Below are 22,963 nucleotides of genomic sequence, written 5' to 3' on the forward strand. Positions count from 1 at the left end.
GGATCCGAAGCGATCCGCTCGCCTATGCAGCTTGACTTGCCCCGCCGATCATCACCACAACCGAAGGATCTGATGTCCGGAGCAATCGTTCACGAGTGGATTGAGCAGTCAGGCGGAGCGGAGAAGGTGCTCGATGCGTTCGTCGACGCGTACCCGGATGCTGACATTTTCGCCCTCTGGGACGATGCGCCGGGACGGTACCCTGACCACGACGTTCACGAGACCTGGCTGGCCCGGACTCCCTTGCGACGCCACAAGGCGTTGGCGCTTCCGGCGCTTCCGGCAGTCTGGCGACGACTTCGGGCCAAACGAGACTACGACTGGATGCTGGTGAGTTCCCACTTGTTCGCACACCATGCAGACTTCGTCGGCACGACCGGCGTACCGAAGTTGGTGTACGCGCACACCCCGGCGAGGTACATCTGGGCCCCAGATCTCGACAAGCGAGGGCAAAGCTCCGTCGCACGCGCTGCTTCACTAGTTCTGAAGCCTCTCGATCGAATGCGCGCCGCCGAAGCTGTTTCCATTGCAGCAAACAGCGCCTTTGTGCGTGACCGTGTGTGGCAAGCGTGGGGTCGCGATGCAAGGGTAATCCATCCGCCCGTCTCAGTGAAAAGGATCTCCTCGGTCGCCGATTGGAGCGCTGAGCTGGACGATGGCGAACGAATAACTCTCGGAGCTCTCGGCACGGGTTTCGTCCTCGGCGCGTCTCGATTCGTTCCGTACAAGCGTCTGGAGGAAGTGATTCGAGTCGCCGAGTACCTCGGTATCCCGGCTGTTATCGCGGGCAAAGGTCCGGACGAGCCCCGCCTTCGACAGATGGCGTCCGACGCGTCGGTGCCAGTCACGCTTCTTCAGTCTCCCTCCGATGGCATGCTCTACGCCCTATACCGGGCTGCCGGGGTTTTCGTATTCCCCGCAATCGAAGATTTCGGAATCATGCCCGTTGAGGCGATGTCTGCCGGGTGCCCTGTGGTCACGACAAACGTTGGGGGGGCCCAAGAGTCAGTAACCCAAGGGGTATCGGGCATCATTGCGGCAGGCGCATCCGTTGTCGAGCTAGCGGCTGCGGCTGCTGCGGCCATCGATCTTCCAAGGGCCAAGATCCCGAGCACTGTTGAGCGCTTTTCGGTCGATCGCTTCCAGACGGAGATCACCACATGGGTAGAGGAAACGGTGATGCTCCCATGACAACGCAGGTTCTCATGATCGGGACCGCGGATTGGAATCAGCCCATCGCAACCAACCAGCACTATGTCGCCCGCGAACTAAGCCGTGACAGAAGCGCCGAGCTCGTCTTTCTCGAGTCGCTAGGACTTCGCCAGCCGGAGATCTCACGGCGTGACCTCAGACGCCTGCTAGTTAGGGCCAAGCGTCTCATCTTGGGACGCCGGGACACGACCCACACGCGACCGAAACCCGCTGGTGTGACTGTGGTTTCGTCCGCGGTGCTGCCTAAACATGTTGGCGTTGCGGCGTCCTTCAATCGTCGGCTTCTCCGACGCCAGGTTCGTCGCTGGATTGAGTTGCCCGGGCGCAAGGTCCTGTGGACTTATTCACCAGTTACGTACGGGCTGGAAGAGGAAGCCGATGATGCCTTCTACCACTGCGTCGACCTTCTAGGAAAATTTCCTGGCATCGACGAGGAGCTTATTGAGAGTAATGAGCGTCGACTTGCCCGGAAGGGAGTAAGGGCGATTGGCTCTAGCCCGGTCGTTGTGAGCCACCTGGAATCGATGGGCTTCACCGGCGTGCTCCTCTGGACAAACGTCGCCGACACGGAGACAATCGCCGCCGCCGATCCGGTCAGTGCCACACGAAACCCGCGCCGAGCGATCTTTGCCGGAAACCTCACGGCCAACAAGGTCGACCTCGCCCTGCTGCAACGGCTCGCGCGCTCGGGAATCGATGTCCGCGTCGCAGGCCCCGTCGCTGAAGGCGGCGGCGGGGATGTCGATGTCGATGATCTCCTCGCTGCTGGCGTCACGCACTTGGGAATGTTGAGCTTGCCTGAACTCGCAACCGAGATGGCTAGCGCGAGCGTCGGGCTGATTCCATACCTGAGCAACGAGTACACGCGCGGGGTGAGCCCGCTCAAGACCTACGAGTACCTTGCGGCGGGGCTTCCGGTAGTCTCCATCGGGGTGCCCTCGGTCACTCCGATCGCTGGTCACGTGACCGTAGTCGCGAGCCACGACGAGTTTATTGAGGCGGTGTCCTCCTTTGGGCGCGCGGCTCCAGGCGCCGACCTGGTCACAGCCAGAGCCGCGATCGCGAGGGATCACAGCTGGAGCGGCAGGGGTGTCGAAGCTCGCATCGTCGCCGGCCTCTCCCCGAGACCGGAACCGGCCACCCAACGCGACCTATCGTCGTGAGGAGAGAAATGACCATACCCGGGCCGCCGCACGTGCGAGCGCTCGTCGTCGTCGCCGCGGAAAAGGCCGGCGGTGCTGAGCGATATCTCGCCCGCCTCTATGCAGGTCTCAAGCAGCGGGGGTTTGTGACGTCGGCGATCGGTCGACTGCCCGGGTGGCCGGACCACCTCCGACGGGTCGATGATAGTGTGCGGCTCGGTCCGAAATGGTCGCGTCGAACGTTGCTTCCGGGTCTTGTACGCGCGCGTCATGAGGCGCGCCGCGTCGAGGCGGTCGCACGGGCCATACCGCACGACTTGGCGCACCTGCAGTTCAAACGTGAACAGATCGCGTTTACCGCGCCGTTGAGCGCACTGTCGCCGGTCGTGTGGACAGAGCACGGCGTGCTGTCCCCAACGTCGCCGCTGCGGGGCTTATATGCTCGCGCGGCTACGCACGTCTCGCAGGTGATCTGCGTGTCAGACGAAGTCGCAACATCAATTGCGGGCCTGGTGCCACGAGATCGGATCGTCGTCATCGAGAACGGTATTGATACCGGGCGGTATCGACCGCCGTCGGAAGAAGAGCGCACGCGCGCCCGAGCCGATCTCGGGCTGCCTATGGGGAAGAAAGTCATTCTCTGGGCTGGTCGGCTCGACGCAGGAAAGCGCCCCGAACTTGCGGCGATGTACGCGCGTCGCCATCGAGACCAATTCCTCTTGATTGTCGGCGACGGAAGTGAGCGCGAGCGGATCAAACGCAAGACCTCTGATCTCACGAATGTGTTGGTCGTCGGTCACGTAGACGACATGCTGCCGCTCTTCCATGCCGCCGATGCGCTCATGTTCACGTCAACTGGCAAAGGTGAGGGCATGCCTACAGTCATCGTCGAGGCGTCGTCAGCGGGGCTTCCGGTTGTAACGCATCGGGGATCCGGCGCCGAGTCGTTTGTCACTGGAGCCGGCGGTGCCGTTGTGAGTTCTCCGGGCGATATGGATATGTGGGGCGTAGCGTTTGATGCGCCGCATCTCGCTGCACCCGAACCGAGAACCTCGTGGGTGAAGGCTCACGACGAGCGCCAATGGCTCGATCAGCACCAGATGGTGTTCGAGCAACTGGTTCGGCGGCCACGGCCTGGCTCACCGGCAGGGACGTCTTAGCTCGGCCGCAAACCGTCAGCCTGCTCGTCGTCGCAAGAGAGGGATCATCTCGTATCCGTGATAGTCAACTGTAGGCGCGCCGTCACCCGGTATCGTCGAGCCGCAGGCTGCTGGCAAAGTTTGATGCATGCCGGGCCTCGCGATTCAGCGATGTCCAAGAAAGACGTCCGACGTGACATCCCGGCGTAGATCGATCCTCCGCCGTGTGGCGATCTCGTTCGGTGGTCGTGCGGGAGCTGCAGTGGCTCAGGCGTTCTTGCTGGCGCTACTCGCAAGATCTCTAGGTGTTGATGACTTCGGCACCTACGCAGTGACCTATGCAACGTGCATGTTCGGCTTTGGAGTGCTGGATTATGGGCTGACAGTGCGAGCACTCGCTGCACGCGGCATCGAAGACGTGCGCGGGCTTTTTGGCGCGCTAGCGATCTTCAAGGCAGCTGCCTTCTTGCTCGCAATGGTCGTCGTCGCGATCATCCTCAGTACGGGATTAGTGGCGAGCGGGCCTCCTCAGCTCTTGCTCTTCGTGTCCGTTCTGTCGGCGGCGGGAGATGCCTTCGGAAATACGTCGTTGGTTATCCAACAGGGAGAGAGGCGCACGTGGTCCGCGACCGGTTGGCAGTTGATACGCCGCCTACTGGCACTCATACCGTTCGCCTTCGGATTGACCCTCACCACAGCATTCGCGTGCTTGGCGATATTGGGCATATCGGGTGTAGTTATATTCTTTGTTCTGGCTATCAGGCGGGCGGGTAGACCAACACCACTTATGAGTATTCTGCGAGCGAATCACTCAAGCTTCCTCGTTGGCCTTGGGCCAAACATTGCCCAACTCGATTCCGCGGCACTCGGTGCCACTGCGGGAGCGCAAGTCGCGGGCCTATACGGAGCCTCCACTCGACTCGCTGCACCGATGAACCTCGTAGTTGTGAGCATGATGCAGGTTGCCGTGCCAGAGATGGCCGGCGACACCGATCCCAACCGACGGGCACAGATCTTCCGCGCATCTCGTCGAACGGCGCTCGGGTTGGCTGCGGCATTCCTTCTCGGATCACCGCTCGCTCCAGTGATAACGGAGATCATGCTCGGAGACCAGTTTGGTGAGGCGGCCCCGATCGTTGGCGGTGTGATGGTCGCAGCGGGCTTCATCGCAATTAGTCAAGCGTACCTGGGATGGTTCAACGCGACCCACATTCCCAAGTCGGTTGGCTACAGCATGCTGTGTTCAGCAGTTCTACGAGTCATCGCCTGCGCCACAATCGGTGCAATCTGGGGGCCGTGGGGATTGGCCCTCGTGCTTCCAGTCACGGCGGTGCTCACCTTGACCGCTCTACACATCATCTGGCTGCGCACGCGATCAACGATGGCATAGTCGCGGTAGCGCTCGATGGCCCCAGAGGGGGAGCGCATCCCTGTCCCAAGGGCGATCGAATCGCCCCTTGCGTCGGACCCAATTTTGCCAGCCGGTGACACTGCAGCTCCAACGAATTCGGCGCTCGTCGGCGCTGAATCGTGGCTGCCTCGCCCGCGATACGACTAGTAGAACGTGCGACTCTTCCGACGTGCCGATCACAGGGCATCCGTGGACGATCGTCGCGCATGAATCCGATCGTCGTTGAAGCGTCGATCTAACATCTCTTTGGAACCGTGCCGTACTCGACCGTACAGACAAGTGAGCGGTTAACCTCGGTGAGGTCGAGCTACTACTGGTGATGGGCGTCCAATCGACAAGCCAGTCGGGAATCTGCTCGAGATTGTTCTCGACTTTGGCCTCTTAGGCAAGCGTTTGCTTGCCCCCAACGGGTGAATGCTAGGAAGCCGCTGAGCGGACGGTTGGAGACGAGCACGTGCTTGGTTCCGTCTGCGCGCCCGCTATCCGATTCACCGGAGCGGCAGAATCTCCGTGTTGTCGCTGGTGAACGCGACAACGATGACAGTCCAACTCTTGTCGTTCGGCCACGGGCGTGTCTTGTGCTTCAGTTATGGCGCCGAGGATCGATGTTGTTCACAACGAGATACTTTGCCACCTCGAGAAGGGTGAACAGGTAGTCCCTGAGCGCTGAACTCGTGGTGGCCGACTCGACAAGTTTGTCGAGCGTCCGGATGTCGTGGATCCAGGCTATGGCGAGTCGACGCGTCAAAGCCTAGTTGGGGCGAACTAACCCTCTTGTTGCTACTTCGTGTCTCCATCGTCATACGACCAGTCGATCGCATCGGGAGGGACGAGCGAGCGAAGAATCTGCCGATCGGCGTGGTAGATGGCTCGCATGCGCGATCGAACGTGCTCGTCCAGCGCGGGTGGCTTGGCCCCCGGATCCGCCAGCCGTGTCGCAACGTGAGTCACGGCACTGCCCGCGCCTCTCAAGATCAGGTTCCGCCGAGGCCCGCGGCGGTCCGTGCCGCCCAGCCGCACTGTCTTCAGCCTGTGCCCGAACCGGTACAGGCCCAGATAGCGTGAATCATAGATTCCAATGTTCTCCGACCGATCAGTCGGGCGCCACGATCGTGCAAAACGGACACCGATTAGCGCGCAGCACTCCTCAAGCGTGTCATCTAGATTCGCCGTGACGGCACGCTGCGTGAGGAATAGAAAGTTCTCCGACGGCATTCGATCAAGCCACCGGGCGATTGAGGCGCCGTACATTCCGTATCCGATCACCGAGGAGAGGGGCGATTCTTCGCCGCGGTCGTAGGAATCGAGCGCATCGCGCAAGCCGTCACTCAACGGCTTGACGGGCAGGTGTGCGTGCCGCACAAGGTGGTAATAGGCAGAGACTGCGCGTCCGATCGGCTCTCGGAACACCACGATGAGTTTCGCGTTCGGGACGGCATCCGCGACGCGGTCGGCGACTTCTCTCCGAGCGAGGTTATCGGGTCTCTTTATGCCGCACACGGCGTCAGGCTGGCCGAATGAGATCCATTTCCCGTCGGCAAAGTCGGGGTCCTCGAAGAATGGGCTCTCGCCGGCGGGCATGTAAACACCGGGAACGCGCCGCAGTCCACTTTGAAGTGAAGACGTCGCTGCTTTCTGAGCGCCGATGATAATGAAGTCAAGTGTCACGGGCGCCTCATCTGTGGACTGCTCTGATCGTTGCCCAACCGCCGCTTTTCGGAACCGCGGTTCATAATTACAAGAAGGGCGAATAAAAGGAAGCCGGATAGGAACATCGGAGCCACGCCGTTGAGGGCGCCACGCAAGATGATCACGATATAGCCCATCAAGAGGGCGGCGAGGATCGCGGACTGACTGAGGATCCGTCGCGAGAACGCATCCCGCGAAAGGCCTTCTACATAGCTGACCAGAACGCCCAGTACCAGCAGGACGATGATGACCCCCGGGAATCCAAAGCTGATGAGTGCCTCAGCGGGGAGTGGGTTCGAGACATTGGTATATCGATAGCCCAATGTGGATGAAACTATCTCGCCGGAGTCAATAGGTTTCGACGGCCACAGTGAACGCGGTACCCAAAACAACGCAACCCCTAGAAAGTTCTCGCCGTAGCGAAGGGGATTCGTTTGCGTGTAGATCCACGTGTCGATGATCTGCTTGAACCCGTCGAAGTCGACGCGAAGCAAATAGGCCTCGACATCGCGGCTGATGGCCTGGGAGATGTCGACGCCGGTCCCATATCCGAGTGCCTTGATCGCTGGAAAAAAGAAGAAGAGGAAGACAGGTGCCGTCATGCCGAAAAGTAACTTCCATCTAGTCTGGAAGAACGACGTTGCTGCAGCGGTCAACGCCAAGATGGCCCCGAGTAGCTGGAAGCGTGGAAGACCGAGCGGCCAGTTCAGCACCACACACGTGAAGATTGACAGCGTTGTCAGCAGGAGGTATCTCGGTTTCCGACTCGGCCTGTGGTTGGCGAGAAGGTAGACGCAGATTACGGCTCCCAGAAGGCTGATCGACCGACCGATGAATAGAAGCTGCTCCCAACTTTCCTCAGACGATGCGAAGTCCAGTGATCGTTCCTCGCGATTCAAGAACAGCCTCGAGGGCCCCACTGCCGCTGCGATCGCCAAAGAAGCGATCAAGATCAGAGCGACCGCACGCCAGTAGAGGTGTGGGTTGAGCGGAGTAGTTGCTGTCCGTGTTGTCCTGTACTTCATTCGCGAGTCGATCCACCACTCGCCGAGGATGTACGCGCACTGCGCCAGAGAGAGAACGACGTAGCCTTGGACAATCTCCGGCCCGTACGTGGATTGCCAGGGGAAGCTGGACCTCTCAATCTGCAGGTTCGCTGGGACCGCGACGAAGAATAGGAAGAAGAACGCGACTAGCAAGGAGACGCCACCCCTCCGTGAGCTAAGGATCACAAAGAGGAAGATCAGGGCATTCGCGACGATGTAGGCGGATCGAGCGAACGAAAGGCCGTCTTCGCCTTCGAGGACCAAGCACGCGATCAATGTGAGCGCGAGGGCGACAAAACCCCCGACCTGCAGAAATCGAGCCCAGACATCCATGGGCAGGAGCTTCTCACCGGTCAGCGGCTCCTCGCCGATTCTGCCGATCGGCTTGGCTCGCGCGGTGGGCCCTGACCTACTGATGTCTGCCTGTCCTTTGTATCCGTCGTGCTGGTGGATCCAGAACTTAGTCGGTCTCGCTGATGGTTCCAGCGCCGACGGTGCGGTTGGTCGACTCGTTAATCAGGACAAACGCCCCCGTGGTGCGATTGCGCGAGTATGGATCCGCAACTAGCGGCGTAGTCGTTCGAAGTCTTACACGGCCGATGGAGTTCAGCCCGAGCTCGCGCTTGAGCTCGCTGCGGTGCAGCGTGTTGACGTCGAGCTCGTACGCGATCTCCTTGACAACCGTCCGGGCGGAGCGGGTGGTATGGAGAATCGACAGCTTGTCGCCCTCCTTCAGGGGTTGATCGTCCATCCAGCAGACCATCGCGTCGATGTCCTGGCTGATCTCGGGATGGTTGTTGACACGGCAGATCACATCACCGCGCGAGATATCAATCTCGTCCGCCAGCCGTAGGGTGACTGACATCGGGGGGAACGCTTCATCGACCGCGCCGTCGGCGGTGTCGATGCCGGCGACAGCAGACGTTAGGCCGCTTGGAAGGACCAGGATCTCGTCGCCAACTTTGATGACACCACTCGCTACTTGACCCGCGTAGCCGCGATAGTCGCGGGGAGTGCTCTGTTGCGGACGGATCACGTACTGCACCGGGAACCGCACGTCTTGCAGGTTTCGATCGCTCGCGATGTATACGTTCTCGAGGTGATGAAGGAGCGAGGTGCCCTCGTACCACGGCATGTTCTCCGAGCGATTCACCACGTTGTCGCCGGCGAGCGCCGAGAGCGGTATCGCCGTCATATCCGTGATATTCAGCTTTGATGCAAACGCGAAGAACTCATCGCGAATGGAGTCAAAGACCTCTTGAGACCAGCCGACCAGGTCCATCTTGTTCACAGCGAGCACGATGTGCGGCACACGCAGGAGCGAAGCGATCGTCGCGTGACGCCTGCTTTGTTCGAGGACGCCCTTCCGAGCGTCTACGAGCACGATCGCGAGGTCCGCGGTCGAGGCGCCAGTGACCATGTTCCGGGTGTACTGAGTGTGCCCTGGGGTGTCGGCGATGATGAACTTGCGCTTGGGCGTCGCGAAGTATCGATAGGCAACATCGATCGTGATGCCCTGTTCGCGCTCGGCACGGAGTCCGTCCGTCAGGAGCGAGAGATCGGTGTACTCGTCTCCACGGCTCTTGCTTGTGGACTCAACACTCTCGAGTTGATCCTCGAAGATCGACTTCGAGTCGTAGAGCAGGCGACCGATGAGCGTGCTCTTACCATCGTCCACCGAACCCGCGGTCGCAAACCGCAACATGTCCATGTTCAGAAGTACCCCTGCTTCTTCCGGTCTTCCATAGCCGCTTCACTCACACGGTCATCCCCGCGCGTAGCTCCCCGCTCTGTCACTCGGGTAGCGGCGACCTCCTCGATGACGAGCTCCACCGTGTCTGCCTCGGAAGCTACAGCCGCGGTCAGGGTCGCATCGCCGACCGTGCGGTAGCGCACCTTTCGCGTAGTGACAGTCTCGCCGTCCTTGGGCTGGCAGAACTCGTTGGCGGCAAAGAGCATGCCGTTTCGCTCGAAGACTTCTCGGTCGTGCGCATAGTAGATCGCGGGGATCTCGACGTCGTACTCGGCTATGTACTGCCAGATGTCGAGCTCGGTCCAGTTCGAGAGTGGAAACACGCGGATACTCTCCCCGGGGTGAACCCGGCCGTTGTAGAGGCTCCAAAGCTCGGGCCGCTGGTTCTTCGGATCCCACTGCCCGAACTCGTCGCGGAACGAGAAGACTCGCTCCTTCGCGCGAGCCTTCTCCTCGTCGCGACGCGCCCCGCCCATGCACGCGTCGAACTGGTTCTTCTCGATGGTGTCGAGGAGAACCGGCGTCTGAATGCGGTTGCGAGAGCCATTGGGCTCCTCGCGCACCTCGCCGCGGTCGATAGCCGCTTGCACGGACCCAACGACAAGCTGCAAACCGTGCTTCTCGACGATAGCGTCCCGGTAGTCAATCACCTCAGGGAAGTTGTGCCCGGTGTCGACGTGGACGATAGGGAACGGGACTCGCGCCGGGTAGAACGCTTTCATCGCGAGATGTAGCAAGACGATAGAGTCCTTGCCGCCGGAGAAAAGCAGTGCCGGCTTCTCCATCTGCGCGACAACTTCGCGAATGATTTGGATCGACTCGGCTTCAAGCAACTGCAGCTGGGTCAATTGGTACTGGTTGGGTGACGTCACCTTAGGCCTCTCTCTCGGAGTTCATCGCGTCGGCGATGGCGGCGAGCACGCGTGGTGCGAGTTCTGGTGCGCACACAACGAGGTCGGGAAGATACGGGTTGGGCTGGTTGTAGAGCATCGCGCTGCCGTCGAGCCGCGACGTATGGAATCCGGCGGAACGAGCTATCGCAATTGGGGCTGCCGAATCCCACTCGAACTGGCCCCCGCCGTGGACGTAGAGATCCACTTCACCGCGCACTGTCGCGCAGACCTTTACCCCCGCGGAGCCCATTGGCACGAGCTCGGCGCCGAGGGACTCAGCGACCGACTCGACGAGCGCGGGCGGCCGCGACCGACTGACGGCGATGCGAAGCCTTTCCGCAGGGTTGAGAAGCGGAAGATCGTCGGCGGTCGTGACGATAACGTCTGGCCCGCCCAAAGCGACCGCTCCCACCCTCAACTCACCGTCTTGCCAGAGTGCGACGTGCACTGCCCAGTCATTGCGCCCCTCGGAATACTCGCGGGTGCCGTCGAGAGGATCGATGATCCACACGCGGTCCGCACGGAGGCGGGCGTCGGAGTCCTTCGCCTCTTCGCTCAGCACTGCGTCCGTTGGGCGGTGCGCGTCCAGAAGGGCCGCGATGTGAGCCTGTGCGCCTGCGTCACCTGCATCTTTCAAGGCATGCCCATCCATGGTGCCTCGTTGCTCGCGAATGCCTATGAGTTCGGCGGCGGCCGACCGCGCGACATGGCGCGCGAACTCGACGTCGGAGACTTGCGCGAGAGAGGAGGTCACAGAGCGGTTGCCAATCTGGGGTAGACAAGTCGAACGATAGCGCAGCCGCCGTGGGTGCCAGAACAGTGAACACTTTACGCGTTACACCCGTGTGACGATGGAGTGCTATCTTCACCGTGCCCACCCATCTGGATGGAAGGTCGGGGTATGGCGACACAGTTTCGCATCGCGCTTAGCCGCCTTCATCGAACGAGCAGGGAAATTTAGTGGATTGGGGGCTTGCGCTCGCCGCACTTGGGATCGGGGCTGTCGTCGGCCTCACCGGAATGGGCGGCGGCGCTCTCATGACGCCGGTGCTCGTGTTGTTCTTCGGAGTTCCACCGTTGACGGCTGTTTCCAGTGACCTGATCGTCAGCGCCGCGATGAAGCCCGTTGGCTCGGCGGTGCACATGCGCCACGGCACTGTGCAGTGGAAGCTCGTTCTCTGGCTGGTCATCGGCTCGGTGCCCGCTGCGTTCTCTGGGGCGCTGATCATCGCAATCGTCGGTCCCATCGCGGGACTGACGAGCTTCGTAAAGACCGCGCTTGGAGTCGTCCTCCTCATCGCGGCGGCGGGACTCATTGTCCGGGCTTACTTCGCGCTAGCTGAGTACGCGCGCAACGATCGAGGGGAACGGGATCTACCGTCTGGCGGGTTCCAGGCCGAGGTACCTGTGCGGGTCTTTCCGACCCTGATCGTGGGCATCGTCGGCGGCCTCATGGTCGGTCTCACCTCGGTGGGATCGGGATCGTTCATCATCATCGCCCTGATGTTGCTCTACCCGATGCTCACCGCCAACCGCCTGGTCGGAACCGACCTTGTCCAGGCCGTGCCGCTGGTCATCGCAGCAGCCGCGGGGCACCTGCTGTTCGGGGAGGTTGATTGGCAGATTGTGTGGCCGCTCGTCGTCGGGAGCATTCCTGGAGCCTTCATCGGGGCCCAGCTCTCGTCGCGTGTATCGGGTGGGATCGTCCGTCGGGCTCTCGCTTTGGTGCTCCTCGCCGCCGGGCTGAAGATGCTTGGTGTTTCGAACGAGCTCACGGTCGTCGCCCTCGCCATCGCGTTCATCGGCGGGACCGTCGGTTGGATGTGGTTGAGGAGAAAACATGGCCTCCCGCGGACGTGGCGGCAAGAACGGCGTCAACGGCTCCAGGACGATCAGACATGACGCCTGCTCTCTCGCTACCCTGGCACGATGCGTGAGAAGGTAGCTGATGAATGACGGGCTGACGGCGAGACCCGCTACCGGAGTGCGGGTGATTCTCTTCGACGCCCAGCTCCGTGAACTCGAACTTGCCCTCGCGGGCGCATGGGGCACGCCGCCTGCGTTTGTCTCCCCGGCCGAGCGTGGAGCCCGAATCGTCACTTCGACGCCCCTCAACGCCGGCGACGATGTGGATCTCGTGGATCCCGAAGGGAGCTTGGTCGCACGGTTGATCGTGGAACATGTCGGATCTGCGGGCGCCGGAAGGTGGGTTGCCGGTGAGCTGGATGCGCGGCGAGCGCTGGGGCATCTCGACTTCGCCGACCTGCGTCTGACGCAGCAGAAGAGTTCGACTTTGGATCGCGGATCTTGCGAAGCCGCGGTGGTCATCACGGGGGACGTCCCATCCCGATTCGACTCGCGATGGTCACGTCTGGCACCGAACGCAACTGCTGTTGTGCTTGATCACGGTGATACCGCCGAACTCGTACGCAATGTCGAGGCGCTTCGGGACATGCGGCGTCCGGTCCTCGTGCTGCCCGCCCCGGACCTGGCGATCCGAGGGGAGAACGATTGGGCGCTGGCGGTGGAGGAGGTCGTGAGGCGACTTCTGAGCCCGCAAGTGGAGGTCTGGCGAACGCGCCGGTCGAGGGGCGTCGGCATGGTCGTTCTCCTGACTGGGCTCTCGGGTTCGGGAAAGTCCACCGTGGCGAAGCGACTCGCAGAGCGGCTCACCGCCCAGGACTCGCGGAAGGTCACGCTGCTCGATGGCGACGAGGTGCGACATGTGCTCTCGTCAGGCCTTGGATTCTCCAAAGAGGATCGCGAAATGAACGTCCGCCGGATCGGATGGGTTGCCGCACTCGTCTCGTCGCATGACGGCATCGCAATCTGCGCGCCAATCGCGCCATACGCTTCGATGCGGGCAGAGATGCGCGCACAAGCTTCCAGAGTCGGAGACTTCCTACTCGTGCACGTGTCCACGCCTCTCGCTGTGTGCGAGCAACGGGACCGCAAGGGGCTCTACGCCAAAGCTCGGAGGGGGGAAATCCCCCAGTTCACCGGCATCAGCGATCCGTACGAAGAGCCGACGGATGCAGATCTGGCAATCGACACGAGCGTCGTCGATGTCGACGACGCAGTGGATCGAATACTGTCAGCCGTGCGCGACAGGAGCGGATACGCGTCGCCTGCGCAACTGGAGTACGTCATCTAGCGATCTCGCTGTCGTCAGCTCAGCGTCAGTGCGCTGTTTCTCCCGGCGCGAGGGCAGCTTTGCCCGTCTTCATGATGATGACGATGTCGCCCAAGAGCGACCAGTTCTCGACGTAGGACAGATCGAGCCGGACCGACTCTTCCCATGACAGGGAGGAACGTCCGCTCACCTGCCAGAGGCCAGTGACCCCGGGCTTGGCGAGGAAGCGGCGGTGGACGTGGTCGGCGTACTTGGCTACTTCAGAGGGCAACGGAGGGCGAGGACCGACCAATGACATCGAGCCGCCCAGAACATTGAACAGCTGAGGCAACTCATCGAGGCTGTACTTGCGCATGATGCGCCCGATCGGCGTCACGCGAGGATCGTTCTTCATCTTGAAGAGCACCTCGTTGCCGGCATCACGCTGCTGCTTCGACAGCTGTTCGAGCATGTCCTCCGCGTTCACGACCATGGAGCGGAACTTGAGCATGCGGAACTCTTTGCCGCGGAGGCCGACCCGGGTCTGCCGGAAGAGAACAGGCCCTCGGCTGGTGAGTCGAACTGTGATCGCGAGAAAGGCGAAAAGCGGGGAGAGCACGACGACCCCCATCAAGCTGGCGACGAGATCGACCGTGCGCTTCAAGAAGCGCTGCCCACGCGAGAACTTCGGTGTCTCGACGTGGATGAGCGGCAGACCGGCGACGGGGCGGGTATGAATTCGCGGTCCCGCGATGTCGGTGATGCTGGGGGCCAAGACCAAGTGTTGACGACCCGCTTCAAGGCTCCAAGAGATCTGCTTGACCTTCATCGGGGGAAGGTCGTCAGTGCTGGTCACGGCGACAGTGTCGGCACCCGTCGCGGCGATCGCTTTGTCCACGCTGTCGACATTGCCCATGACAGGGATCGAGGTGCCAGGGATGGTGTCGGCAAGCCTTCCGGTCGGCGTGCACGCGCCCACGACGGTATAACCGGCGCTCGGCGTCCTGAGCAGTTCACGTGCGATCTGCGCCACCGATTCAGTTGAGCCCACCAACAAGACGCGGGCTGAGTACTCGCCAATGGTGCGATATGCGACGAGCCACTGCCGCCAGAGCCACCTCTCGAGCAGGAGCATGGTGACGCCGAGGGGAAGCGCGATCAGCAGGTAGCCTCTAGCGACATCAACGCGCAGGAGGAATGCCAGGATCGCGATGAAACCGAACAGTCCGATGCTTGCCCGGGCGACCCGTACGTACTCGGTGTTCCCAGCCCCGATGACGCGATAGTCGCGCGAATCCATCAGGCTGAGTGCCCACATCCAGGCGAGCACGAGGCCCCCGGAGAACAGCCAGTAAGAGATCTCGCTCAGCCGCGCATCCTCGCGAATGGCTACTTGCGCGTTGCCCCAACCGAACCAGAGCAGCTGGGTGCCGTAGACCGCCCAGGCGAGAACGAAGAGGTCGCTGAGCAACAGACGGTTGGCATACGCCCGGCGCCACGGAGTGCGGGGGCGCGTTTCGTCTCGCTTCGCTCGCTCAACGGCCGTGGGGCGGACAGCGGGCGCGCCGGTCGGCTCTGCGAGCGAGGGGCGTGCAGGCACGTCGAAGGCTGTGTTGCCGGGTTCGGCGGTGGAGGGCGACGTCGGCGTCGCGTCGATCTGATTCGACGTCACAGTGGCGTTCCTCGTCGCGGTTGGACTCGCTTTGCCTGCCGACGCGTCGGCAGACTTACGCAAAGGCGAGTCCGGTGTCGTCATGAAACGGTCCCTCGGGGGAGGTTAGCAGGTGCGGTGTCCGCCGTGTCCTCTCCCCAGGGCTCACGAACGAGTACTCCACGTCCAGTATGAGACATGACTCATGATCGGTGGGGGCGCCTGGCTGCTCGCGACGCCAAGCGCCCTGCGATGACCTCAACCAGGCGTGGTGGTGCCCACCGCGCTTGTCGGGAGCGCGGTGGGCAGTTCGAGGTCTCGGCTATTGACGCTTCGCCGAGAGAAGCAGGCTGAGCGGACCCGCCGAGCAGGGGCGAATGGAGGAGCGCGACGATGGCGTGGTCACGGTCGGAGTGAACCGGACGCGACGACGCAGACCGACCATCACTGATCACTACTCCCCAGGCCGAATCCGCGGGCAGGATCCGGACAAATACGCTCGGCGACCCCAGCGGCGCCGTGCTGCAAGCAATGATCCGCGCTGGGCGGAGGGGTGTCAATACCGGGGAGGGATTGGTCCTGAGTTGCTCGTATGTCGAGGCGTTTCGTCTCGCTCGTTCCTCGCTCGCTCAACGAACGAGTTGCTCGCGCTCGCTCAACGAAACGTGGGTTCAGGGGATCGGGAGCGTGACCAGCGAGTCGGCCGACCAGAGGGAGAGATCGGCGCCGGCCAGATCGATCGCGGTGGGAGCGGCGGGATCCACGCCTTCGGCACAGGCGACGGGAGACGACGACTCGGCAGTGGCGCGGGAGAGGGCGACTCCGGCGCAGTCTGGTGTCGTGTGCGCCACGATGACATCGCCACCGTCGAGAGTCAGCGCGATGGCGTTCTCGGGAGCGAGCTGCTGCCACTCCTCGCCCGACCAGCTCCAGGCGCGCGCGTCGCACACGAGCGCGACGGCATCGCCCGACGCGCGCAGCCCCCACGCCTGCGCACACGGCGCGGGAACCGGGCCCGAAGGCAAGACGACGGTTGCGGCATCCGTCGGACTCACGTAGCGCGAGATCGCGAGCACATCGGGGTATGACTCCCAGAACTCGCCGTTCGTGTACGTACGCAGCGCCTGGGTCTCGCACTCGGCCATCGCGGCCACCATCTCGGCGTCCTGGGCCGAGAACGCATCGAGAGACTGCACCTGGGCGATACCGCGATACGTCGGGGTCACATCGATCCACGTCTCACCGCCGTCGGGAGAGCGCTCGACGACCGGAGCGGGGCCGTCGCATGCACCGGCGGTCGCGCGCCACCATAGCGCCCCGCCGACCGACAGGTACCGCTGCGCCTCGAGGGCGATCGGTGCGGCAGCCGGCGCCGACGGGGTCGGCGTAGGGGTCTTGACTCCCAGATCGAACGACGGCACGGGGCCGGCCTCGGCGGGCGTGGGTTCGGGGTTCGCCCGCTGATACGCCGCGATCGCCAGCACGCCGACCACGATTGCGAGCGCCGCGACAGCTGCGATGGCGATCCAGCGCGACGCGCCCCACGATCTCATGCGGCGACTCGGCTCAGGCAGACGGCTTGGTGAAACCGCCGGACTCGCGGATGATGTCGTCGATCGTCAATGGCGTGCTCTCGGCGGCCGGCTCGGCCGCACGCGGGCGCGACGCCGGCGCTTGAGCGGCGGGGGTGGCGGGTTGCGGGGCGAAGGACTCGCTCTGCGTCGCGCGCTCCGCGGCCGGGGGCGGTGAGGCCTGCGCCGGGGTCGACGAACGGAGCGGACCCGCGGCGGCCGAAGCCTGCTGCTTCGGCTGCTTCGGGGCGGGGGTGACCTTCGCGGGCTTGGGCCTTTTGGGGGTCTTGCCGGTCTTGACGTTCTTCGAGTCGTCGACATAGCCGTAGGCGCCGTATCCGTAGCCATAGCCGTACGCGTACGAGTCGGGGCCGCGCGTCGGCACCATCGTCATCGCGACGCCCGCGACGTGAGCACCGACCGTCTCGAGCGCATCGAGCGCGCCGGCCAGCTGATGGCGGTTGGTCTTGCCGGCCGCCACGATCACGATGGCCCCGCCTGTCGCCTTGGCGAGGATGGCACCGTCGGTCACCGGAAGAAGCGGCGGAGCGTCGCACAGCACCACGTCGAAGTCGCGCTCGAGCACCTCGAGCAGGGCACGCATGCGGTCGGATCCGAGCAGCTCGCTCGGGTTCGGCGGAATCTTGCCGGCGGGCAGCACGTACAGCTGCCGGCCGCCCCACGGCAGCATGACGTCGCCGATGCGGGTGCGGCCGATGAGCACGTCGGTCAGGCCCACGCCGCCCTCGATGCCGAGGTACTCGGCCACCTTCGGCTTGCGTAGGTCGGTGTCGAGCAGCGCGACGCGCTTGCCGGCATCCGCCAGCGCGATCGCCAGGTTGATCGTGGTGGTCGACTTGCCCTCGGTCGGCACACTCGACGTGATCACGAACGACGACTTTTCGCCGAGATCGAGGAACTGCAGGTTCGTGCGCATAGCGCGGAACGACTCCGAGCGCGGGCTGAGCGGATCGGCGTGCACGATGAGCGGGCGCTCGCTCGCCTTGGGGTCGAACGCGATCGTGCCGATGATCGGGCGATCGGTGAGCTGCTCGACGTCACGTGGGGTGCGGATGCGGGTGTCGAGCACGGCGCGCAGTACGGCGATGCCCACGCCGAGCGCGAGCCCGACCAGCGCGCCGAGCGCGAGGTTGAGGGGCACGTTCGGGCTCGACGGCTCGAGCGGCGGCAGCGCGTTCTTGACCGGCGAGAGCCGCACGGGGCTGCTCGACGTTCCGTCGGGGCCCTGCACCGCCTCGATCTCGGCGACGGCCGCCGTCAGCGACGCGCCGAGCGCGTTGGCGGTCTCGGCTGCCCGCACCGCATCGGTGTCGGTAACCGTGATCGTGATGAGGGTCGTGTTGAGTGCGGCGGATGCCGTCACGTGGGTCGCGAGGCTGCTCGCGGTCGTCTCGAGTTCGAGCTCGGCGATCACCGGATTCATGACGATCGGAGTGGTGACCAGCTGGGAGTATGTCTGCACTCGAGCCTGCGTGAAGGTCGACCCCTGCTGCAGCTCCTGAATGGACGAGCCGGACTGCGTCGACACGAAGACGGTGCTCGAGGCCTCGTATTCGGGCGTGCGCGTGAGCGACCAGGCGGCCGCCACGCCGACACCGACGAGGGTCGCGACGACGATGATCACCCAGTTCTTGCGCAGGATCCGGATGTAGTCGGTGAGCTCCATGTCCGCCTTTCGGTGCCACCCCACGGGCGTTGGTTGGGCCATTTTGTCACACGGGTCACTCGCGAAACCCGCCGGGGACGACTCAGGCGCTTGTCGTCGCCGCCAGCGCCACCGCGCGCACCACCTGATCGATGGCGGGCGCCAGCTGCGATGCCGACAGCTGGTAGGTCTGCCACGACCGGCGGTAAGGGTCGATCACGTCGTCTTCGTCGGGGCTTGCCGGAGGCATCGCGAGGCCGCGCCGAGCCGCGACACCCAGGCCCATCGCGCGGACGCGGGCAGCGGCATCCGTTCCGCCCTCGCCGGCGGCAGCGCGCAGCTCGTCGTCGCTCATCGTCGACGCGATGCGGGCGAACTCGCGGATCGTGAAGGTCGAGCGCAGCCGCGCGGGCGCGAGCTCTGCGACCTCACGGCGGTGGTCGCGCGTCATCGTGAGAATGAGGTCGGGCTGGGCGAGCATCGCGTCGAGCAGGAAGCGGGAGCGGTGGGTCGCGGCCACCTCGGCCGGCACGCCGAGATCGACGGCGAGCTGCACCGCCTCGTCGGTCATCGGCGCCGAGGCGAGACCGCGTGTGCCGGCGCTCGCGATGACGGGCGAGTACGGGGCGAGCTGTGCACGCAAGAGGTGCTCGGCAAGAGGCGACCGGCAGATGTTGCCCGTGCACACCGTGAGGATCTCGAACAAGGGAGCCGTCCTGCGCGTCGGATAACGTGGGCGAGTGCTCGACCAGCCTAGTGACCTCGCGACGGGATCGACCCCGCCGGCGACGCGCGCGGGGAGGCGGTCCGGCAGCGGTCGACAGCCGCGAACCGACTGGCGGCTCGGCGGCCGGACGGTGCGTGCGTGGCGCGAAGGCCTGCTGGCCGTGGCGCTCATCTCGCTCGGCATCGCCCTGCTCGCCGGCACCCTGATCGACACGCTGTGGGAGTCACCGCTGGCCGGACCAGTCGCGCTGGCCCTGATGTGGATCGGGATGCTGGTGCCCGTGGTGTTGGCCCTCACTCGGTCGCGGCCGATCGGGCTGCTGCGGGTGCGCTGGATCGACCTGCTCTACGGCGTCGCCCTGGCCCTGCTGCTGCGTCTGATGCAGGGGTGGCTCGCGCAAGGGCTCGGAGGCGACCGCTCGCTGCCTTCGGTCACTCTCGTGGACGGCCGGCTGCCGACCTCGTGGTGGCTGACCGACGGACTTGCCTCGATCGTGATCGCCGCCCCGCTCGAGGAGTTCTTCTTCCACGCCGTGGTGCTCGTCGCGCTGTACACGCTGATGCGACGCCCGTTCGGCAAGACAGCGGCCGGCGTCGTCGCGGGGCTTGTCAGCACCGCGCTCTTCGTCACCCTGCACGCCCTCGCGGGTGGAGCCTTGCCGGTGGATCAGGTCGTGTCGCTGCTCCTGCTGGGGCTCACGTGCGCCGCGCTCGTGCTGCTGACCGGACGCATCTGGGGCGCCGTCATCGTGCACGCTCTCTTCAACGCGACCTGGGTCGTGCTGGTCGTTCTCGGCACCATCTGGGGGTGAGGACCCGGTTCGCAGGCGCCATCACGAGAGATTGGTTGGACCAGAAGCGGTGGATTCTCGCGATTCGGCGAAATTTCTGGTTGGACCAAACGAACTGCGATCTGCACGCCGAAAGCCGCTCGATGGCTCAGACTGCGTTCCAGCGTCGGCAATCGCTGCGCAGATCGGCGATCCTGTCCCCCATACGGGGGACATGCCCGACCTAGCATGTTTACACATCCGTAATCCCGCGACGTGGATATATCCTGTGAGTCTCGTTAGAGTGACGAGGGCAGGTCAGTCACCCCCCCCAAGAATGGCTGCCCTCATCAACGCACGCAACGCACCTCGCCGCGTAACGTTAACTGACTGTCGGGAGTCATTCACATGTTCAAGAAACTTCTCAGTGCCGCCGGCATCGCCGCGGTCTTCGTCTTCGGCTCCGCTGCTGCTGCTGCAGCCGATGAGTACCCCGCCACCGCTCCGGTTGTCGCCTCTGACACCACTCTTACGCCGGGCCAGTCGGTGACCATCACCGTCAACGACCTCGGCGACTACGAATCCGTCTTGTTCAGCGCCAACGGAGGCACGCTCGCCTCCATCGTCGCCGCCGCGGGCAGCGGCACGTCCGTCGAGAAGACGGTCGTCAACGGCAGCGCTTCGGCGACCTTCACCGCACCTTCTACCGCCGGCACGTACGTCGTGACCGTCACCGCACCCGGTGGCGAGGTGCTCGGCTCGGTCACCCTCACGGTGGCAGCAGCCGGCGGTGGCTCTGGCGGCGGCCTCCCGGCAACGGGTGGCTCGGTTCCGGCCGCGATGATCTGGGCAGGCGTCGGCGCGCTCGGCCTCGGCGGTATCGCCGTGGCAGCCGTCGCAGCTCGCCGCCGCGCGGCAGCCAGCAACTGACCAACGATCCCACGATGACCCCGGGCGCGAGCCCGGGGTCATCGTCGTTCTATCGGCGGCCGTGGATCGCCCTACTCGTCGCGGCAGCGGGCGTGGTGATAGCCGGGCTTGTCGTCTCGCTATATAGAGGTATCGGCGCGACCGGTTGGATCGGCAGTCTCGCCGACCTGGTCATCATTTCAGTGCCCTTCGTCCTGGCCGCCGTGGTCGCCATCCGGCTTGCCGCGACGCCTGGCTTCGTGCGACGCGTGCTGCTGCGCTGGCGCTGGACCGACGTCGCATTCGGCCTCGGTGTCGGGCTGCTGGTGCGGGCCCTGCTCGAGCTGCTCGTGCCGACCACCGGATCACTGCTCGGCGGGTTCGGCACCGTCTCGATCGCCGCCGTCGCCGTGATCGCGCTCGGTGCCGCGCTCGTGACGCCGATCGTGGAGGAGCTGTTCTTCCGCGGGGTCGCGGTGGCGGCGCTGCTCGACGTCTTCGGGTCGCTCGGCCGCGTGGTTGCGGCCGTTGCGTCCGTCGCGGTGTCGACGGCGGCTTTCGTCGCCTTGCACGTCGTGGCTGCGGGCGGAATGGTGACGTGGGGTGCGCTGCTCGGTCCGCTCGCCATCGGCGTGGGCTGCGGCATCCTGTTCGCGGTGACGGGACGAGTTGCGGCGGGGATCTGTGCGCACGTGGTGAGCAACGCGATCGGCGTGGCGCTGCTGCTGGTGTGAGCGCTCGTCAGTTATCCACAGGAGCCACCACTCTCGGCGAGTGTCGTACGTTTGTTCTACTCTGGAAGTATGACCAGCGCCGCCGAGCCCGACCCGCCAGACCCTCAGGGGCTGGACGGTGAGTGGCTAGGCGATGTCTTCTTGCCGCCCGTGCCCGACGCCGTCGACCTCGTTCTCGAAGCGGCGACGATGGAGTCGGTTTTCGCGGCGCAGCGACTCATGCGAATCGACGCGATGCGGCGAGAGATGCTGGCCGAAGATGCTGGTCGCGGGGCGGGAGTGACCGATCTCGTCGAGCGGTCGATCCGGTTGGAGCTCGCCTCGGCGATGCGGGTGACTGAGTACGCGGCAGGGCAGATGATCGTGCAGGCCGAGGCGCTGGTGCATCGGTATCCGGCGGCGCTCGCGGCGCTCGCTGCCGGACGGATCACCACGAAGCACGCGGCGATCCTGGTCGAGAAGGTCGATCAGGTGCAACCCGAACTCCGCGAGGAGGTCGCCGCCCGCGCGGTGGAGCTGGCCGAGGCGGAGCCGGTGGGCACGTTCCAGCGGGCGCTGCGGGCGCTGATCCAAACTCTGGAAGCACCCACGCTCGAGCAGCGGTACCAGACGGCTTTGCAGGCCCGGCGTGTCGTCGTCGAGCGGGGGACCGATGGAATGGGCGCGCTCATCACGTACGCCCCCGAGGTCGAAGTGCATGCGATCTTCGCGCGGGCGACAGCGATCGCGAAGACCATCGCCGCTCAAGACGGCGAGACGAGGACGTTGGACCAGATCCGTGCCGACGTGGTCTGCGACCTTCTCATCGACGGGGTCACCGGCGCGATGCCCACCGAGGCGAGGGGCATCCGCGCATCGGTCGTCGTGACAGTGCCCGTGCTGGCGCTGCTGGACGACGAGCTGGCCAAGACCGCTGACCCGCCGGTCGTGGAGAGTATCGGGCCGATCCCGCTCTCCCGCGCGCGCGAACTCTGCGGCGGCGACGCCTCCTGGATGCGGGTGCTCACACACCCCGAGACTGGCATGGTTCTCTCCGTCGGCCGCAAGCAATACCCGCCACCGCCCCCACTGCGAAAGCTCACCAAGTGGCGGGCGGACCGATGTATGGGACCGGGATGCTGGATGCCGGCGTCGCGATGCGAGGTAGACCATCAGATTCGGTGGGTAGACGGCGGCGAGACGTCGCTCGAGAACCTCGCGCCGTTCTGCAAGAACCATCATCTGATCAAGGACAACACCGACTGGGTGGTGGCCCAGGTTCCGGGGAGCGGCGGCGCCGTGGAATGGATCTCGCCGACCGGCCGACGACATGTCGTGCAACCGGAGCGTCGAGTACCGGTGTTCACGGTCGCTGCCGAGCACGACCCCGCACCTGCGCCGTTCTAAACCCCCGTTCGACGCGCCCCGTTCTACGCGCCCCGTTCGACGCGCGCCGTGCTGATGCACGCGAGCGATCGTGGAGTCGATCGAGACGGCCGTTCTGAGGTCGGCGTTCTCGGGTGGAGCCGTCACGCCGGCTTCACATCGACGACCGGATGA

19 protein-coding genes are annotated in these 22,963 nt (G+C 64.2%); 10 read left to right on the top strand and 9 right to left on the bottom strand.

Annotated elements, in window-relative coordinates; translation table 11 throughout:
• Positions 1-72 precede the first annotated feature (72 nt).
• From K0817_RS16260 to K0817_RS16275, 4 genes are all read left to right on the top strand, one after another.
• Complete coding sequence (locus K0817_RS16260) at positions 73-1,191, top strand: glycosyltransferase (RefSeq protein ID WP_219982717.1); 1,119 nt, start codon at positions 73-75, stop codon at positions 1,189-1,191.
• On the top strand, positions 1,188-2,375 hold the full coding sequence (locus K0817_RS16265) for a glycosyltransferase (protein ID WP_219982718.1): 1,188 nt from the start codon (positions 1,188-1,190) through the stop codon (positions 2,373-2,375). Before K0817_RS16260 ends, K0817_RS16265 begins: the two co-directional genes overlap by 4 nt.
• 8 nt (positions 2,376-2,383) lie before the next feature.
• Positions 2,384-3,514: a glycosyltransferase gene (locus tag K0817_RS16270; protein ID WP_219982719.1), complete on the top strand. Its 1,131-nt coding sequence runs from the start codon at positions 2,384-2,386 to the stop codon at positions 3,512-3,514.
• Between the two features lie 205 nt (positions 3,515-3,719).
• Positions 3,720-4,883, top strand: coding sequence for a lipopolysaccharide biosynthesis protein (locus K0817_RS16275; protein ID WP_219982720.1), 1,164 nt, complete (start codon positions 3,720-3,722; stop codon positions 4,881-4,883).
• A gap of 801 nt (positions 4,884-5,684) precedes the next feature.
• On the opposite strand, the gene K0817_RS16280 is transcribed toward K0817_RS16275, so the two are convergent.
• The 5 genes from K0817_RS16280 to K0817_RS16300 form a co-directional block, all read right to left on the bottom strand.
• Positions 5,685-6,572 (bottom strand): sulfotransferase domain-containing protein, encoded by an 888-nt coding sequence (locus K0817_RS16280; RefSeq protein ID WP_219982721.1) that lies wholly within the window; start codon positions 6,570-6,572, stop codon positions 5,685-5,687.
• Entirely contained in the window at positions 6,569-7,972 is a 1,404-nt protein-coding gene (locus K0817_RS16285; RefSeq protein ID WP_219982722.1) for a hypothetical protein, read from the bottom strand. Before K0817_RS16285 ends, K0817_RS16280 begins: the two co-directional genes overlap by 4 nt.
• 127 nt (positions 7,973-8,099) lie before the next feature.
• Positions 8,100-9,350 (bottom strand): sulfate adenylyltransferase subunit CysN, encoded by a 1,251-nt coding sequence (cysN, locus tag K0817_RS16290; protein WP_219982723.1) that lies wholly within the window; start codon positions 9,348-9,350, stop codon positions 8,100-8,102.
• A gap of 2 nt (positions 9,351-9,352) precedes the next feature.
• Positions 9,353-10,240, bottom strand: coding sequence for a sulfate adenylyltransferase subunit CysD (cysD, locus tag K0817_RS16295; RefSeq protein ID WP_301340044.1), 888 nt, complete (start codon positions 10,238-10,240; stop codon positions 9,353-9,355).
• Between the two features lie 25 nt (positions 10,241-10,265).
• A complete protein-coding gene (locus tag K0817_RS16300; protein WP_253735447.1) occupies positions 10,266-10,922 on the bottom strand; it encodes a 3'(2'),5'-bisphosphate nucleotidase CysQ in 657 nt (218 codons plus the stop codon).
• A 323-nt stretch (positions 10,923-11,245) separates the two neighbouring features.
• Between K0817_RS16300 and K0817_RS16305 the strand changes: the two genes are divergently transcribed.
• Together K0817_RS16305 and cysC are read left to right on the top strand one after the other, a co-directional pair.
• The gene (locus K0817_RS16305; RefSeq protein ID WP_219982725.1) at positions 11,246-12,187 is read left to right on the top strand and encodes a sulfite exporter TauE/SafE family protein; all 942 of its coding nucleotides are present in this window, start codon (positions 11,246-11,248) and stop codon (positions 12,185-12,187) included.
• A gap of 46 nt (positions 12,188-12,233) precedes the next feature.
• Positions 12,234-13,439 (top strand): adenylyl-sulfate kinase, encoded by a 1,206-nt coding sequence (gene cysC, locus K0817_RS16310; protein ID WP_219982726.1) that lies wholly within the window; start codon positions 12,234-12,236, stop codon positions 13,437-13,439.
• Positions 13,440-13,464: 25 nt separating this feature from the next.
• Here the strand turns inward: cysC and K0817_RS16315 are convergent, their stop codons facing one another.
• The 4 genes from K0817_RS16315 to K0817_RS16330 all read right to left on the bottom strand — a co-directional run bounded on the left by K0817_RS16315 (position 13,465) and on the right by K0817_RS16330 (position 18,991).
• The gene (locus tag K0817_RS16315; protein ID WP_219982727.1) at positions 13,465-15,069 is read right to left on the bottom strand and encodes a sugar transferase; all 1,605 of its coding nucleotides are present in this window, start codon (positions 15,067-15,069) and stop codon (positions 13,465-13,467) included.
• Positions 15,070-15,719: 650 nt separating this feature from the next.
• Positions 15,720-16,601 carry a hypothetical protein gene (locus K0817_RS16320; RefSeq protein ID WP_219982728.1) on the bottom strand — a complete coding sequence of 294 codons (882 nt, stop codon included), beginning with the start codon at positions 16,599-16,601 and terminating at the stop codon, positions 15,720-15,722.
• Positions 16,602-16,614: 13 nt separating this feature from the next.
• A complete protein-coding gene (locus tag K0817_RS16325; RefSeq protein WP_219982729.1) occupies positions 16,615-18,306 on the bottom strand; it encodes a polysaccharide biosynthesis tyrosine autokinase in 1,692 nt (563 codons plus the stop codon).
• Between the two features lie 82 nt (positions 18,307-18,388).
• Positions 18,389-18,991 carry a low molecular weight phosphatase family protein gene (locus K0817_RS16330; protein ID WP_219982730.1) on the bottom strand — a complete coding sequence of 201 codons (603 nt, stop codon included), beginning with the start codon at positions 18,989-18,991 and terminating at the stop codon, positions 18,389-18,391.
• Between the two features lie 34 nt (positions 18,992-19,025).
• Here K0817_RS16330 and K0817_RS18730 point away from each other — a divergent pair, with 34 nt between their 5' ends.
• From K0817_RS18730 to K0817_RS16350, 4 genes are all read left to right on the top strand, one after another.
• Positions 19,026-19,823, top strand: coding sequence for a CPBP family intramembrane glutamic endopeptidase (locus K0817_RS18730; RefSeq protein WP_219982731.1), 798 nt, complete (start codon positions 19,026-19,028; stop codon positions 19,821-19,823).
• 366 nt (positions 19,824-20,189) lie between these two features.
• Positions 20,190-20,711 carry a hypothetical protein gene (locus K0817_RS16340; RefSeq protein ID WP_219982732.1) on the top strand — a complete coding sequence of 174 codons (522 nt, stop codon included), beginning with the start codon at positions 20,190-20,192 and terminating at the stop codon, positions 20,709-20,711.
• Between the two features lie 14 nt (positions 20,712-20,725).
• Complete coding sequence (locus tag K0817_RS16345; protein WP_219982733.1) at positions 20,726-21,424, top strand: type II CAAX prenyl endopeptidase Rce1 family protein; 699 nt, start codon at positions 20,726-20,728, stop codon at positions 21,422-21,424.
• Positions 21,425-21,493: 69 nt separating this feature from the next.
• The gene (locus K0817_RS16350; protein ID WP_219982734.1) at positions 21,494-22,810 is read left to right on the top strand and encodes an HNH endonuclease signature motif containing protein; all 1,317 of its coding nucleotides are present in this window, start codon (positions 21,494-21,496) and stop codon (positions 22,808-22,810) included.
• Positions 22,811-22,963 lie beyond the last annotated feature (153 nt).

Origin of the sequence: Microbacterium sp. HD4P20 (genome assembly GCF_019449275.2) — a bacterium.
Lineage (GTDB): Bacteria > Actinomycetota > Actinomycetes > Actinomycetales > Microbacteriaceae > Microbacterium.

What these genes read in the sequence shown, in the direction of transcription:
- K0817_RS16260 (WP_219982717.1), top strand. Translation starts at nt 73, where the DNA reads ATGTCCGGAGCAATCGTTCACGAGTGGATTGAGCAGTCAGGCGGAGCG.
- K0817_RS16265 (WP_219982718.1), top strand. Translation starts at nt 1,188, where the DNA reads ATGACAACGCAGGTTCTCATGATCGGGACCGCGGATTGGAATCAGCCC.
- K0817_RS16270 (WP_219982719.1), top strand. Translation starts at nt 2,384, where the DNA reads ATGACCATACCCGGGCCGCCGCACGTGCGAGCGCTCGTCGTCGTCGCC.
- K0817_RS16285 (WP_219982722.1), bottom strand. Translation starts at nt 7,972, where the DNA reads ATGGATGTCTGGGCTCGATTTCTGCAGGTCGGGGGTTTTGTCGCCCTC.
- cysN (WP_219982723.1), bottom strand. Translation starts at nt 9,350, where the DNA reads ATGGACATGTTGCGGTTTGCGACCGCGGGTTCGGTGGACGATGGTAAG.
- cysC (WP_219982726.1), top strand. Translation starts at nt 12,234, where the DNA reads ATGAATGACGGGCTGACGGCGAGACCCGCTACCGGAGTGCGGGTGATT.
- K0817_RS16320 (WP_219982728.1), bottom strand. Translation starts at nt 16,601, where the DNA reads ATGAGATCGTGGGGCGCGTCGCGCTGGATCGCCATCGCAGCTGTCGCG.
- K0817_RS16325 (WP_219982729.1), bottom strand. Translation starts at nt 18,306, where the DNA reads ATGGAGCTCACCGACTACATCCGGATCCTGCGCAAGAACTGGGTGATC.
- K0817_RS16340 (WP_219982732.1), top strand. Translation starts at nt 20,190, where the DNA reads ATGTTCAAGAAACTTCTCAGTGCCGCCGGCATCGCCGCGGTCTTCGTC.
- K0817_RS16345 (WP_219982733.1), top strand. Translation starts at nt 20,726, where the DNA reads ATGACCCCGGGCGCGAGCCCGGGGTCATCGTCGTTCTATCGGCGGCCG.
- K0817_RS16350 (WP_219982734.1), top strand. Translation starts at nt 21,494, where the DNA reads ATGACCAGCGCCGCCGAGCCCGACCCGCCAGACCCTCAGGGGCTGGAC.